This window comes from Streptomyces boetiae (genome assembly GCF_031845405.1).
Classification (GTDB): domain Bacteria; phylum Actinomycetota; class Actinomycetes; order Streptomycetales; family Streptomycetaceae; genus Streptomyces; species Streptomyces boetiae.
This window is the reverse complement of record NZ_JAVREN010000059.1, coordinates 1-15355: the sequence shown is the minus strand read 5'-3', so window position 1 is coordinate 15355 and position 15355 is coordinate 1. Positions and strand designations below refer to the sequence as shown.

General features: G+C 79.5%; 1 protein-coding gene and 1 pseudogene. Both read right to left on the bottom strand.

Annotated features, from left to right (window positions below; translation table 11 throughout):
• Positions 1-6 precede the first annotated feature (6 nt).
• Complete coding sequence (locus RM780_RS25065; protein ID WP_449657206.1) at positions 7-15243, bottom strand: type I polyketide synthase; 15237 nt, start codon at positions 15241-15243, stop codon at positions 7-9.
• Between the two features lie 12 nt (positions 15244-15255).
• Positions 15256-15303, bottom strand: a pseudogene (locus RM780_RS27995) (polyketide synthase docking domain-containing protein); the annotation flags it as partial.
• Between the last annotated feature and the right edge of the window lie 52 nt (positions 15304-15355).

The following is a 15355-nucleotide window of genomic DNA, read 5'->3' as shown; positions in this document are numbered from 1 at the left end:
GTCGCGTCACGATTCGCCGTCGCCGAGGGCCAGTTGGACGAGCTGATCGAGATTCATGCCGGAGATGGCGTCCTCTCCGCCGGCCGGGGCGGGGGCCGGGTCCGCCTGCGGCGCGGCGAGGCGGAGGAGGGCGTCGAGGAGGCCGGCCTCCCGGATGCGGTCCAGAGGGACGGTGGCCAGCGCGCGGCGCACGCTCTCCTCGGTGCCCTCCGCGTCCGCCCCCCGCGCGGGGCCCTCCTCGCCGGTGCCGTTGCCGGTGCCGTCGCCGGTGCCGTCGCCGGGCCGCAGCTCCCGTGCGAGGTGGGCGGCGAGGGCGGCCGGGGTGGGGTGGTCGAAGGCCGCGGTGGCCGGGAGGCGCAGGCCGGTGGCGACCCGCAGCCGGTTGCGCAGGTCCACGGCCGTCAGGGAGTCGAATCCCAGCTCGCGGAAGGCCCGTTCGGGGTCGACGGCCTGCGGCGAGGGGTGCCCGAGGGCGGCGGCGGCCTCGGCCTGAACGATGCCGGTCAACGCCTCCTGCCGCTCCTCCGGCGGCAGCCCGGCCAGGCGCCGGACGGCCGGGGGAACATCCCCCTTGCTTGCGGGGGAGGGTGCGGGCCCCTCGGCCTCCTCCCGGTCGGCGCGGGCGGCCAGGGCGGCGCGGGCCTCGGGGAGGGCGGCCAGGAGCGGGCTGGGGCGCCCGATCGTGAAGGCCGGGGCGAAGCGCGCCCAGTCGACGTCGGCCACGACCTCGGCCGTCTCCTCCCGGTCCAGCGCGGCCTTCAGGGCGGCGAGGGCCCGTTCGGGGCGGAAGGCGTTCAGGCCGCGCCGCCGCAGGTGCTCCTCCGCACCGTGGTCGGTGGCCATTCCGCCCTCCGCCCACGGGCCCCAGGCGAGGGAGGTGGCGGGCAGCCCGGCGGCGCGGCGGTGCTGCGCGAGGGCGTCGAGGTAGGCGTTGGCGGCGGCATAGGCGGCCTGGCCCCCACTGCCCCACACCCCGCTGACGGAGGAGAACAGCACGAACGCCGACAGGTCCAGGTGGGCGGTCAGCTCGTGGAGGTGGCGGGCCCCGGTGGCCTTGGCGGCGGCCACGGCGACGAGCTCGGCCGGGGCCATCTCGCGCAGCGGCGTGAACTGGGGCAGCCCGGCGGCGTGAACGACGGCGCTCAGGTCCGCGATGCCCTCCAGCAGCGCGGCCAGCGCGCCCCGGTCGGCCACGTCGCAGGCCGCGATGGAGACCTCCGCGCCCAGCTCACGCAGCTCGGCGGCCAGCCGCTCGGCGCCGGGGGCCTGCGCGCCCCGGCGCCCGGCCAGCACGAGGCGGCGGGCGCCGCCCCGGGCGAGGAGGCGGGCGGCGTGCGCGCCGAGCGCGCCCGTGCCCCCGGTGATCAGGACGGTCCCGACCGGGCGCCACGGTTCGGCGCCGGGGGCCCGGTCGCCGGTGCGCCGGGCGCGTTCGAGGCGGGGGACGAAGACGCCGGAGTCGCGGAGGGCGAGCTGGTCCTCGGCCGGGCCGTCCTGGGCTCCGGCCAAGGCCCCGGCCACGGCGGCGGCCAGGCGTTCGGCGGCGCGGGGGCCGAAGGCGGGCGGCAGGTCGATCAACCCGCCCCAGCGCGCGGGTTCCTCCAGCGCGGCGGCCCGGCCCAGGCCCCACAGAGCGCCGTGCGCCGGGCGGCGCACCGGGTCGGAGGGCCCGGTGGACACGGCCCCGTTGGTGACACACCACAGCGGCGCGTCGATCCCCGCGTCCCCCAGGGCCCGCACGAGCGCGGCGGCCTCGGCGGCGACGGCGACGGGGTCCTCGGCATGCGTGACGGCCGGGTCGCCCGCAGCGCCCCTCTCCCCCGACCCGACCGGGACTTCGGGACGAGCCGGGCTGCCTGCGGCGCCGGAGGCCCCCGGCGCGCGGAGCGCGAGCAAGGACAGCACCCCCGCCGCTCCCCCAGCCGGGACAACGGCGCGCAGCAGCGCGGCCAGCTCCTCCCGGCCGGTCCCGGACGCGGAGGCGTGCGCGAGGAGGGGCGTGGCGCCGCGCGCGCGGAGGGCGTCGGCGCAGGTCTCGGCGGCCGGGTCCCCGGCCCCCGGCGCCAGGATCAGCCACGTGCCGTGCAGGGGCGCCTCCCCGGCGGGGCGGGTCAGCGGCGTCCAGCGGACGCGGTAGCGCAGGCGGTCGGACTCGGAACGCTCGCGGGCGCGCCGCCGCCAGGCGGCCAGGGCCGCGGCCACCTCGCTCAGCGGCGCCTCGGGCGCGACGCCCAGACGGGCGGCGATCTCGCCCTCCGTCCCCTCCACGGCCCGCCACAGCTCCTCGGCGGCGCCGGGTTCGTCCGCGGCGCGCGGGGCCGGGGCCGGCGTCAGCCAGTAGTGGCGGCGCTGGAAGGCGTAGGTGGGCAGGTCGGCGGGGGGACCGGCCGGCCCGGCCCCGGCCAGGACCGGCTCCCAGTCGCAGGGCAGGCCGCGCACGTGCAGCCGGGCCAGGGCGGTCAGCAGGGCCTCCTCCTCGGGCCGGTCGGCGCGCAGCGCGGCGACGGCCTCGGTCCCGGCAGGCCCGGCGGAACTGCCGGAAACACCGGGGGTCTCGGCCAGGGCGTCCTCGGCGAGCGCGGTGAGGACGCCGCCGGGGCCGACCTCCAGCAGGGTGGTGGCGCCCTCGGCAGCCAGCGCCCGTACCGCGTCGTGGAAGCGGACGGCCTGCCGGACGTGGCGCACCCAGTGCGCGGGGTCGGTCAGCTCCTCCGGCTCGGCGAGGCGGCCGGTCACGGCGGAGACGACGGGCACCTCGGGCCGGCGGAACGTCAGCCCGTCGAGCACGGAGCGGAACGCGGCCAGCATCGGCTCCATCAGCGGCGAGTGGAACGCGTGCGAGACCGGCAGCCGCTTCACCCGCCGCCCCCGGGCAGCCAGTTCGTCCGCGATGCCCGCGACGGCGTCCTCCGCGCCGGAGAGGACGAGGGAAGAGGGGCCGTTGACGGCGGCGATGCCCGCGCGGTCGTGGCAGGCGGCGAGCAGCGGGGCGACGTCCTCCTCGGTGGCCTCGACGGCGATCATGGCGCCGCGGTGCGGGAGTTGCTGCATCAGCCGCCCGCGCGCCGCGACGAGGGCGGCGGCGTCGGGGAGGGTGAGAACGCCGGCGGCGTGAGCGGCGGCGAGCTCCCCGATCGAGTGGCCGGCCAGCAGGTCGGGCCGCAGGCCGCAGGCCAGCAGGAGTCGGTGCAGGGCCACTTCGAGGGCGAACAGCGCGGGCTGGGTGAAGCAGGTCTGCTCCAGCGCCCGCCGGTCGGCGCCGGTGGTGCCGAACACCACGTCCGCCAGCGGGCGTTCGAGGTGGGGATCGAGGTGGGCGCACGCCTCGTCGAAGGCGTCGGCGAACGCCGGGTGTGCCGCGTGGAGTTCGCGCCCCATGCCCAGCCGCTGGCTGCCCTGTCCGGAGAAGAGGAACGCCAGCCGCCCGGCGGCGCCCCCGCGCGGCGCGCTGCCGACGAGCACGGCGGCGCCGCGGGGCCCGGCCGCGCCGTTCCAGCCCGCCGCCCCGGGCGCACCGGGTGCGCCATCGGCCCACGTCCGTGCCGTTGCGCCGCTCTGGCGCGCGGCGCCGGGCGTCCCGGCGGGGGCGGCGAGCGTTTCGAGGCCGGACAGGAGCGTGGCGCGGTCGCGGCCGAGGACGACGGAGCGATGGTGCAGCGCGGTGCGCGTCCCGGCCAGCGCGCGTGCCACGTCGAGGGGCGTCTGCCCGTGATTCGCACGAAGGTGCGCCAGCAGCCGCGCGGCCTGCGCGCGCAGGGCGTCGCCGTCCGAGCCCGAGACGACCCACGGCAGGCAACGCTTCGGCGCCGCGTCGGCGGACGGCTCAGCCACGGGCGGCAGGGGCCCGGAGGTGTTGTGCGAGGACGCCTCCGCCGCCAGCGGCGCTCGCCCGGCCGGCACCGGCACGGCCGCGGGCGAGGCCCCCGCGGGCGTTCCGCGTCCGGGCGTTCGGGCCGGGGCGGGCCCGGCACCCGGCGCCTCGCCTTCAAAGGCCGCGTCCGAGGGCGGCCGGGCGCCGGCCGGCGCGGCGTCGTAGCGGGAGGCCGCCGGCAACGGCACCGCCGCGGGCGCCTGTTCCAGGACCACGTGGGCGTTCGTGCCGCTGACTCCGAAGGCGGAGACGGCGGCGCGGCGGGGGCGACCCGTCTCGGGCCAGGGCTCGGCGGCGGTCACCAGGCGGACCGCGCCGGACCAGTTCACGTGCGGGGTGGGCCGGTCCACGTGCAGGGTCGCGGGCAGCAGCCCGTGGCGCAGCGCGAGGACGGTCTTGATGACTCCGGCGACTCCGGCGGCGGCCTGGGTGTGGCCGAGGTTGGACTTCAGCGCGCCGAGCAGCAGCGGGCGCTCGGGGTCCGGCCGGTCGCGGCCGTAGGTGGCCAGCAGGGCCTCGGCCTCGATCGGGTCGCCCAGGGCGGTGCCGGTGCCGTGCGCCTCGACGGCGTCCACGTCGGCGGGCGTGAGGCCCCCGGCCGCCAGGGCGGCGCGGATGACGCGCTGCTGGGCGGGGCCGCTGGGGGCGGTCAGCCCGTTGGAGGCCCCGTCCTGGTTGACGGCCGAGCCCCGGACCACGGCCAGGATCGGGTGGCCGTTGCGGCGGGCGTCCGACAGCCGTTCGACCAGCAGCATGCCGACGCCCTCGGCCCAGCCGGTGCCGTCGGCCCCGGCGGCGAAGGGCTTGCAGCGGCCGTCGGGGGCCAGGCCGCGCTGGCGGCTGAACTCCACGAAGGCGCTGGGGCTGGCCATCACGCAGGCCCCGCCGACCAGCGCGAGGTCGCACTCGCCCTGCCGCAGCGCCTGCCCGGCCAGGTGGAGGGCGACCAGCGAGGAGGAGCAGGCGGTGTCCACGGTCACCGCCGGGCCCTGGAGGCCGAGGGCGTAGGCGAGGCGGCCGGAGGCGACGCTTCCGGCGCTGCCGGTCAGGAGGTGGCCCTCGACCTCCTCGGGCACGGCGTCCAGGCCGGTGCCGTAGCCCTGGAAGCCGGTGCCGACGAACACGCCGGTCTGGGTGCCGCGCAGGGCGGCGGGGTTGAGCCGGGCGCGTTCGACGGCCTCCCAGGCGGTCTCCAGCAGCAGCCGCTGCTGGGGGTCCATGGCCAGGGCCTCGCGCGGGGAGATCCCGAAGAACGCGGCGTCGAACTCCCCCGCGCCGTGCAGGAATCCGCCCTCGGTGACGTAGGTGGTGCCGGGCCGTCCGGGGTCGGGGTCGTGCAGGGCGTCCAGGTCCCAGCCCCGGTCGGCGGGGAAGGCGGTGACGGCATCGCCGCCGGAGACCAGCAGCGCCCACAGCTCCTCGGGGGTGGCGACCCCGCCGGGCAGGCGGCAGCTCATCGCGACGACGGCCAGCGGCTCGTCTGCGGCAACGCCCATGGCCGGGGCGGTCGTTGACGCGGGCGCCGCGTCCGCCCCCGGGAGGTCGGCGGCCAGGCTCGCGGCCAGGCCGGCGGGGGTGGGGTGGTCGAAGACCAGCCCGGCGGGCAGCGGCAGGCCGGTGGCGGCGGCGAGCCGGTCGCGGAACTCCACGGCCGTCAGCGAGTCGAACCCGAGGTCGGTGAACGCCCGGCCGGGCGCGACCGCTTCGGGCCCGGGGTGGCCGAGGACGGCGGCGGCCTGGGCGCGGACCAGGTCGAGCAGGGCGCGTTCGCGCCCGGCGGCGGGCAGGGCCGTCAGCCGGGCGGCGAACGCCCCCGTGTCGGCGGCGTGTCCGGCGCCCTCGGGGTCCTTGCCCGCCTTCGGGCGGGCGCCGGGGAGGTCGGCCAGGAGCGGGCTGGGGCGGGCGACGGTGAAGGAGCGCGCGAAGCGTTCCCAGGTCACGTCCGCGACGGTGACGGCGATGTCCCCGGCGGCCAGGGCCAGGTCGAGGGCGGCGAGCGCCGCCTCGGGGGCCAGGGCGGGCAGGCCGCGCCGCCGCAGGTGCTCCCCGGCATCGGCGCCGCCCGCCATGCCCTCCCCGGCCCAGGGACCCCAGGCGACGGAGGTGGCGGGCAGCCCGGCGGCCCGGCGGTGCTGTGCGAGGGCGTCGAGGTAGGCGTTGGCGGCGGCGTAGGCGGCCTGGTTGCCGCTGCCCCACACGCCGGCGACGGAGGAGAAGAGGACGAACGCCTCCAAGGGACGTTCGGAGCCGAGGAGTTGATGGAGGTGGGCGGCTCCGGCGACCTTGGCGGAGAGCACGGCGGCCAGGTCGGCCGTTTCCGTGTCGGGCAGCGGGGCGAACTGGGGGGCGCCGGCGGCGTGAACGACGGCGCTCAGGTCCTCGATGCCCTCCAGCAGCGCGGCCAGCGCGCCCCGGTCGGCCACGTCGCAGGCCGCGATGGAGACCTCCGTACCCAGCTCACGCAGCTCGGCGGCCAGCCGCTCGGCGCCGGGGGCCTGCGCGCCCCGGCGGCCGGTGAGGACGAGGCGGGGGGTGCCGCGCGCGGCGAGGGTGCGGGCGAGGTGGGCGCCCAGGGCGCCGGTGCCTCCGGTGATCAGGACGGTGCCGCCGGGGCGCCAGGCCGGGAGGGCGGGGCCGGGGAGGGGGGCGCGGGCCAGGCGGCGGGCGTAGGTGCCGGCGGCCCGGACGGCGAGCTGGTCCTCGCGCATTCCGCCCGGGCCGGGGGCCGGGGCGGTGACGGCGGCGGCCAGGCGCCGGGCGGCGCGTTCGTCCACGCGCTCGGGCAGGTCGATCAATCCGCCCCACAGGGCGGGGAGTTCGAGGGCGGCGGCGCGGCCGAGGCCCCAGGCCGTCGCCTGGAGGGGGCTGCGCAGCGGGTCGGACCGGCCCACCGAGACGGCGCCGCGCGTGACGCACCACAGCGGGGCGGCGGGCCGGTCCGCCAGGGCGCGGGTGAGGGCGGCGGTCAGCGCCAGGCCCGCCGGGAGGCCGGGGTGGGCCGGGTGCGGGCGTTCGTCCAGGGCCAGCAGGGAGAGCACGCCGGCGGGCGCGCCGTCGCCGGGGGCGGGCAGCCGGGCGGCCAGGGTCCCGGCCTCGTCGCCGGGGGCGGCGGCGAGGCGGGTGACTGCGTGCCCGAGGCCGGTCAGGGCGGCCTCGACGGCCTCGGCCACGGGGGCGTGGGCCGGGTCCTCGGGGACGGCCAGCAGCCAGGGCCCGGCGGGGGCTTTTCCCTCCGCCGCGACGCCGCCGGTGCGGGGGGCGTCGGGGACAGGCCGCCAGGTGGCGCGGTAGCGCAGGGCCTCCTGGGTGGAACGGTCGCGCCGCCGCCGTCGCCAGCCGGCGAGGGCGGGCAGCAGCGCGGTCAGCGACTCCTCGTTTTCCAGGGCGAGTTCGCGGGCCAGCGCGGGCGCGTCCTGCCGCTCCACCGGCTCCCAGAACGCGGCCTCCTCCCCCGGCGCGGCCGGGCCCTTCGCCGGGGCGGCGGGCGCGGACGGCCAGTAGGTGCGGCGCTGGAAGGCGTAGGTCGGCAGCGGCACCGGCCGGGGCGGCGGGGCACCCGGGGCCGTGAAGAACCGCTCCCAGTCGACGACGGCGCCGCGCTCGTGCAGCCGCCCGAGGGCGGCCACGGCGCTGAGGGTCCCGGGCCGGTCGGGGCGCAGGGCGGGAACGGCCGCCCGCAGCGCGTCGGCGGCGGCGGGCGCCGCCCCGGGGCGGGGTTCGTCGGCAGCCTGGGCGGCCAGGGCGCTGAGGACGCCGTCGGGCCCGAGTTCGAGGCAGGCCGCGACGGAACGGTCGCGGCCGAGGTCGTTGAGGGCGTCGGCGAAGCGGACGGTGGCGCGGGCGTGCCGCACCCAGTGCGCGGGGTCGGCGAGTTCGCGACCGGTCAGGCGGGCGCCGGTGAGGGTGGAGACGACGGGGACGCGCGGCTCGGCGAAGGACAGGCCGGCGGCCAGGGCGCCGAACTCCTGGAGCATCGGCTCCATCAGCGGCGAGTGGAAGGCGTGGGAGGCGGGCAGGGGCTTCACCCGCCGCCCCCGGGCGGCCAGTTCGGCCGCGATCCGCTCCACGGCCTCCCGCGCGCCCGAGAGGACCACGGAGGAGGGGCCGTTGACGGCGGCGATGCCCACGCGGTGCGCGTCGGGCGCCAGCAGCTCCGCAACCTCCTCCTCGGTGGCCCGGACGGCGGCCATGGTGCCGCCCCCTGGCAGGGCCTGCATCAGCCGGGCGCGGGCGGCGACGAGGGCGGCGGCGTCCGGCAGGGACAGCGCGCCGGAGAGGTGGGCGGCGGCCAGCTCGCCCACGGAGTGCCCGGCCAGGACGGCCGGGCGCACGCCCCAGGACTCGTAGAGCCGGAAAAGCGCGGTGTGCAGGGCGAACAGCGCGGGCTGCGCCCAGCCGGTGGCCCGCAGGGGCCGGGGGTCCTCCCCGAACACGACCTCGCGCAGGGGGCTTTCCAGGTGGGGGCCGAGCGCGGCGCAGGCCGCGTCGAAGGCGTCGGCGAACTCGGGGTGGGCGGCGTGCAGGTCGCGGCCCATGCCGGGCCGCTGGCCGCCCTGCCCCGAGAACAGCACGGCCACCCGCCCGTCCCCGCCGGGCACGGCCGTCGAGCCCCGGGCCTCGCCCCGGGCCACGGCCTCCAGCCCGCGCAGCAGTCCCTCGCGGTCCTCGGCCGTGACGACGGCCCGGTAGGGCAGGGCTGCGCGGCGGGTCGCCAGGGTGCAGCCGGCCTCCCACGGGTCCACGGGGTGGGCGGCCAGGTGCTCGCGCAGCCGCCCGGCCTGCGCGGCCAGCGCCTCGGGCCCGGCCCCGGCGAGGACCCAGGGCGCGGCCGGGCGTGCCGTGCCCCGGCCGTCGCCGGACGGCGCGGGGGCATCGGCCGGGGCTTCCTCCAGGATCACGTGGGCGTTGGTACCGCTGACGCCGAAGGAGGAGACTCCCGCGCGGCGGGGGCGGCCGTTGGGCTTCCAGGGGGTGGGGGCGTTGAGCAGGGCGACGCCGCCGGCGTCCCAGTCGACGTGGGGGCTGGCCTCGCCGGCGTGGAGGGTGGGGGGCAGCAGGCCGTTGCGCAGGGCGAGGACCATCTTCAGCACGCCCGCGACTCCGGCGGCGGCCTGGGTGTGGCCGAGGTTGGACTTCACCGAGCCGATCAGCAGCGGACGCCTGCCCGGGCGGTCGCGGCCGTAGGCGGCCAGGAGGGCGCCGGCCTCGATGGGGTCGCCCAGGGTCGTGCCGGTGCCGTGGGCCTCGACGGCGTCCACGTCGGCGGGCGTGAGGCGCGCGTCGGCCAGGGCCGCGCCGATGACCCGCTCCTGGGCGGGGCCGTTGGGGGCGGTCAGCCCGTTGGAGGCCCCGTCCTGGTTGACGGCGGAGCCGCGCACGACGGCGAGGACGGGGTGCCCGTTGCGGCGGGCGTCGGAGAGGCGTTCGAGCAGCAGGATGCCCGCGCCCTCGGCCAGGCCGGTGCCGTCGGCCCCGGCGGCGAACGCCCGGCAGCGGCCGTCCGGGGACAGGCCGCGCTGGTGGCCGAAGGCGATCAGCGCGCCGGGCGTGGACATCACGGTGACGCCGCCGGCCAGGGCCAGCGTGCACTCGCCGCGCCGCAGCGCCTGGGCGGCGAGGTGGAGGGCGACCAGGGAGGAGGAGCAGGCGGTGTCCACGGTCACCGCCGGGCCCTCCAGGCCGAAGGTGTAGGCCAGGCGGCCGGAGAGGACGGAGGCGGCGTTGGCGGTGAGCAGGTGTGCCTCCTCGGCACCGCCCGGACCGGCCGCGTAGTCCTGCCCGTTGGTGCCCGCGAAGACGCCGGTGGGCGTGCCGCGCAGGCCGGTGGGGTCGAGGCCGGCGCGCTCGACGGCCTCCCAGGTGATCTCCAGCAGCAGCCGCTGCTGCGGGTCCATGGCCAGGGCCTCGCGCGGCGAGATGCCGAAGGGCTCCGGGTCGAACGCGCCCGCGTCGTGCAGGAATCCGCCGCCCTCGGGCAGTCCGGGCACCTCCGCGTCCCCGGCCGCGTGCCGGGCCAGCGTCTCCTCCCAGCCCCGGTCGGCGGGCAGCGGGATCAGGGCCTCGCCGCCCTCCGCCAGCAGCCGCCACAGCTCCTCGGGGTCGCGGATCTCGCCGGGGAAGCGGCAGCCCATGCCGATGACCGCGATCGGCTCGGACCCGGCCCCGGGCCCGCCCGCGCCGGTTCCCGACGGGGCGGCGGGCGCGGGGCGTTGACTCCGGCCCGCCGTGTCCCCGGCCGGACCCGCGACGCTCTCGCTCAGGTAGGCGGCGAGGCGGGCGGCGGTGGGGTGGTCGAAGACGACGGTGGGCGGCAGGCGCAGGCCGGTGGCGGCGGCCAGCCGGTTGCGCAGCTCCATGGCCGCCAGGGAGTCGAACCCCAGCTCGCGGAACGCCCGTTCCGGCGCCACGTCCTCGCCCGCGCCGCCCTCTCCCGGGCCTTGCTGGGTGCCCAGGCCGAGGATCGCGGCGACCTGCTCGCGGACCAGACGCACCAACCGCTCGCGCCGCTCGGCCGGTTGGAGGCCGCGCAGGACGTCCGCCGCCCCGCCCGCCTCGGTGTCGGCCCCCGCGGCGGCGGCGCGCCGCGCCGGGGCGCGCACGAGGCCGCGCAGCAGCGCGGGCGGCCCGCCCTCGGCCGCCGCTCGGGCGCGCAGCGCGGACCAGTCGAACCGGGCCGGGATCAGGTCCGCTTCGTCCCGGCCGAGCGCCGCGTCCAGCAGCGCCAGGGCGTCCGGGACCGGCAGCGGGACGACGCCGGAGCGCGCCATGCGGGCCAGGGCGCCGGCGCCCAGCCCGGTCTGCTCTCCGCGCTCCTCCCACACGCCCCAGGCCAGCGAGGTGGCGGGCAGGCCCTCGGCGCGGCGGTGCGCGGCGAGGGCGTCGAGGAAGGCGTTCCCGGCGGCGTAGGCCCCCTGGCCCGCGCCGCCGACGACTCCGGCGAGGGAGGAGAACAGCAGGAACGCGGCGGGCGCCGCCTCCCGGGTCAGCTCGTGCAGGTGCCAGGCCGCGTCCGCCTTGGGGCGCAGCACGCGCTCCAGATCCTCGTCGGCGAGGGTGGCGACGAGGCCGCCGGCGACGACGGTCGCGGCGTGGACGACGGCCGTCAGGGGGTGCCGGGCGGGGATGGCGTCGAGCAGGGCGGCGTCGTCGGCGAGCTCGGCCAGCACCAGGCGCCCGGGGTGCTCGGAGCGGGCGGAGCGCAGAAGGCCGCGCGCGGCGGCGTGGGGCAGGCCGCGGGTGAGGACCACCAGCCGGGAGGCGGCCAGGCGCTCGTCCGCCAGCCAGGCGCGGACGGTGCCCAGCGCCCAGCGGGCCGCTTCCCGTGCCCGCTCGGGGAGTTCGCCGCCCGCCGGGTCCGGCGCGGGCGCGACCAGCACCTCGGGCGGCGGCGCCCCGGCCTCCAGCGAGGCGGCCAGGGCCGCCAGGTCGGCGTGCGCCTCCGCACCCAGCGCGGCGGCGCAGGCCGCGTCGCCGCCGAGGACGGCCCAACGGCCGCCCTGCGCGGGCGCGTTCGGCAGCGCCAGTGGCGCCGGCTCCACCCGGTAGAGGTCCGCCGGCCCCTGGGGCGGGAGCGCGGCGAGCTGACCCGGCGTCAGGGGCCGGAAGGTGAGCGTGCCGACGGAGACGACGGGCCGCCCGGCGGCGTCGGAGGCCGTCAGCGTGACGGCACCCGAGGCGGCGCCCGGCCCCGTCGCGGGCGCCAGCCGGACGCGCAGCAGCGCCGCGCCGGAGGCGTGCAGGCGGACGTTCTCCCAGGAGAACGCCAGCCACCCGCCGCCCTCGCCGCCCTCCGGGGCCGGGGCCAGCGGGCCGAAGCCGACCGCGTGCAGGGCGGCGTCCAGCAGCGCCGGGTGCAGCCCGAACCGGCCCGCCTCCGCCCCGGCCGGAAGCGCCACTTCCGCGAACGCCACCTGCCCGCACCGCCACGCCGCGCGCAGGCCCCGGAAGTGCGGCCCGTACCCGAAGCCCCGCGCGGCCAATTCCTCGTAGAAGGCGTCCAGTTCGACCGCCTCGGCGCCCTGCGGCGGCCAGGCCGCCTCCGGCCCCGGTCCGGCCGCGTCCCCCTCGGCCGACTCGGGGGCCAGGACGCCCGCCGCGTGGCGCGCCCACTCCCCCGCGCCCTCCGGGGCCGAGGCGGGCCGCGCGTGCACGGACACCCGCCGCCGCCCCGAGGCGTCGGCGGCCCCCGCCACCACCTGGACGTCCGTGGCCTCGCCGTCCGCGCCGAGCACGAGCGGGGCCTGCACCGTCAGCTCCTCCAGCGTGCCGCACCCGGTGCGGTCCCCGGCGGCGACGGCCAGCTCCACGAAGGCCGTGCCCGGAAGCAGCACGGCCCCGCCCACCCGGTGGTCGGCCAGCCAGGGGTGGGTGCGCGTGGACAGCCGCCCGGTCAGCACCAGGCCGCCGGGCTCCGCCGGCTCGGCCGGCGCGAGCGCGGCGCCCAGCAGCGGGCTGTCCGCCGCCGCGAGCCCGAGGCCGCCCGCGTCCCCCGGCCGGTGCGGCGCCTCCAGCCAGTAACGCCGGTGCTGGAAGGGGTAGGTGGGCAGCGGAACGAACTCCGCCCGCTCGGCCGCGCCGGGGAAGACCGCGTCCCAGTCCAGGTCCACGCCGTGGACGTGCGCCTCCGCGAGCGAGCGCAGGAAACGGCCCCGCCCGCCGTCCTCGCGGCGCAGCGTGCCCAGCGCGGCGGCCGGGCTGTCGGCGGCGTGCAGGGTCTCCTGCACGCCCACGGTCAGCACCGGGTGCGGGCTGACCTCGATCAGCGCGCCGTGGCCGTCCTCCAGCAGGGCGCGCGTGGCGCGTTCGAAGTGCACGGTCTGCCGCAGGTTGCGGTACCAGTACGCGGCGTCGCCCAGCTCGGCCAGGTCCAGCGGCCCGCCGGTGACGGTGGAGTAGAACGCCACCTCCTCGGCGCCGCGCGCCTCGGCGGGGGCCGGACGGATGCCGGAGAGGGCGTCGAGGATGCGCTCGCGGACCTCCTCCACGTGCGGGCCGTGCGAGGCGTAGTCCACGGCGACCGGCCGGGAGCGCGCCTCCCCGGCCGCCAGCGCCTCGCGCAGCCCGGCCAGCGCCTCGGGCTCGCCCGAGACCACCACGGAGGAGGGGCTGTTCACGGCGGCCAGCGACAGGCGTTCGCCCCAGGGCTCCAGGAAGGGCGCCAGCCGCTCCGCCCCCAGGGCCACCGACAGCATCCCGCCCCGGCCCGCGAGCGCCGTCAGCGCCCTGCTGCGCAGCGCGACCACGGCCGCCGCGTCCTCCAGCGTCAGCGCCCCCGCCACGCAGGCGGCGGCGATCTCGCCCTGGCTGTGCCCGACGACGGCCGCCGGGCGCACCCCGTAGGAGCGCCACAGCCCGGCCAGCGACACCATCACGGCGAACAGCGCGGGCTGCACCACGTCGACCCGCTCCAGCGGCGGCGCGCCCGGCGCCCGGCGCAGTACCTCCTCCAGGGAGTGCCCGGCCCAGTCCACGTGCGGGGCCAGCGCCTCGCCGCAGGCGCGCAGCCGCTCGCGGAACGCCGGTTCGTGGTCAAGGAGTTCGAGGGCCATGCCGGGCCACTGGGAGCCCTGGCCCGGGAAGACGAACGCCACCTGCCGGGCGGCGTCGGCGGCCGTGCCGCGCACCACCAGGCCCTCCGGCGTGGCGGCGTGCGCGCCGGGGTCGGCCAGGGAGGCCAGGGCCCGGTCGCGCTCCCGCGCGTCGGCGGCCAGGACGACGGCGCGGTGCGCGAAGGCGGTGCGGGTGGTGGCGAGGGCGTGGCCCACGGCCGAGGGGGTGAGGGAGAGGTCGGGGCGGCGGGCGGCGACCGCGGCGAGGTGGGTGCGCAGGCGGGCGGCCTGGCCGGCGAGGGCGGCGGGGGTGCGCGCGGTCAGCGGCCAGGGCACGGGCGGGCGGGCGTCGGGGGCCTCGGGGTCCTCAGGAGCCTCGGCCGGGACGTCCTCGTCGGCGGGGGGCTCCCGCCGGTCCCCGGGGGGCGCGGCGGTCAGGCGGCGGGCGGCGGCGCGCGGACGGCCGGGCCCCGGCTCGGGCAGCGCCTCCTCCAGGATGACGTGCGCGTTGGTGCCCGAGACGCCGAAGGCCGACACGGCGGCCCGGCGCGGCCGTTCCTCCCCCGCCTCCCCCGCCTCCGGCCAGGGCACGGCCTCGTTCAGCAGACGCACCGCGCCCGAGGACCAGTCCACGTGCGGGGTCGGCTCCTGGGCATGCAGCGTGGGCGGCAGCAGCCCGTTGCGCAGCGCCATCACCATCTTGATGACGCCGCCGACCCCGGCGGCGGCCTGGGTGTGCCCGAGGTTGGACTTCAACGACCCCAGCCACAGCGGCCGTCCGGGGTCCGGCCGGTCCTGGCCGTAGGTGGCGAGAAGGGCCTGGGCCTCGATGGGGTCCCCGAGGGCCGTGCCCGTGCCGTGCGCCTCGACCGCATCGATGTCCCCCGGCGCGAGGCGGGCGTTGGCCAGCGCCGCGCGGATCACCCGCTGCTGGGAAGGACCGTTGGGGGCGGTGAGGCCGTTGGAGGCCCCGTCCTGGTTGACGGCCGAACCGCGGATCACCGCCAGCACCGGGTGCCCGTTGCGACGGGCGTCCGCGAGGCGTTCCACCAGCAGCAGCCCGACGCCCTCCGACCAGCCCGTACCGTCCGCCGCCGCCGCGAACGCCTTGCACCGGCCGTCCGCCGCGAGCCCGCGCTGCCGGCTGAACTCCACGAACGTGCTCGGCCCGGCCATCACCGTCACCCCGCCGGCCAGCGCGAGGCCGCACTCCCGCTGCCGCAGCGCCGAAACGGCCAGGTGCAGGGAGACCAGCGAGGCCGAGCAGGCCGTGTCGATCGTCACCGCCGGGCCTTCGAGGCCCAGCGTGTAGGCGATGCGGCCGGAGGCGACGCTGCCCGAGTTGCCCGTGCCGACGTAGCCCTCCAGTTGCTCAGGGGCCTGCCCGCCCAGCCGCGAGACGTAGTCGTGGTACATCACGCCGACGAACACGCCCGTGCGGCTGCCGCGCAGCGAGGCCGGAACGATGGCGGCCCGCTCCACGCACTCCCACGCGGACTCCAGCAGCAGGCGCTGCTGCGGGTCCATCGCCAGGGCCTCGCGCGGCCCGATGCCGAAGAACGCGGCGTCGAAGTCCCCCGCCCCGTCGAGGAATCCGCCCTCGCGGGCGTAACTCGTGCCCGGCGCCTCGGGGTCCGGGTCGAACAGCGCCTCCAGGTCCCAGCCCCGGTCGGTGGGGAAGGGGGAGATCGCGTCCCGCCCCTCGGCCACCAGCCGCCACAACTCGTGCGGGGCGCGCACCCCGCCCGGGTAGCGGCAGCTCATGCCGACGATGGCGATCGGCTCGTGGTTCCGGCCTTCCGCGTCGCGCAGGCGCTGCCGCACCTGGCGCAGGTCTACGGTGGCGCGCTTGAGATAGTCCCGGAGCTTGCTGTCGTCAGTCATGGTTCGCGATTCCTCACGGCGCCGGACGGGCTGGGTCGGGGCGGGAGTCGGG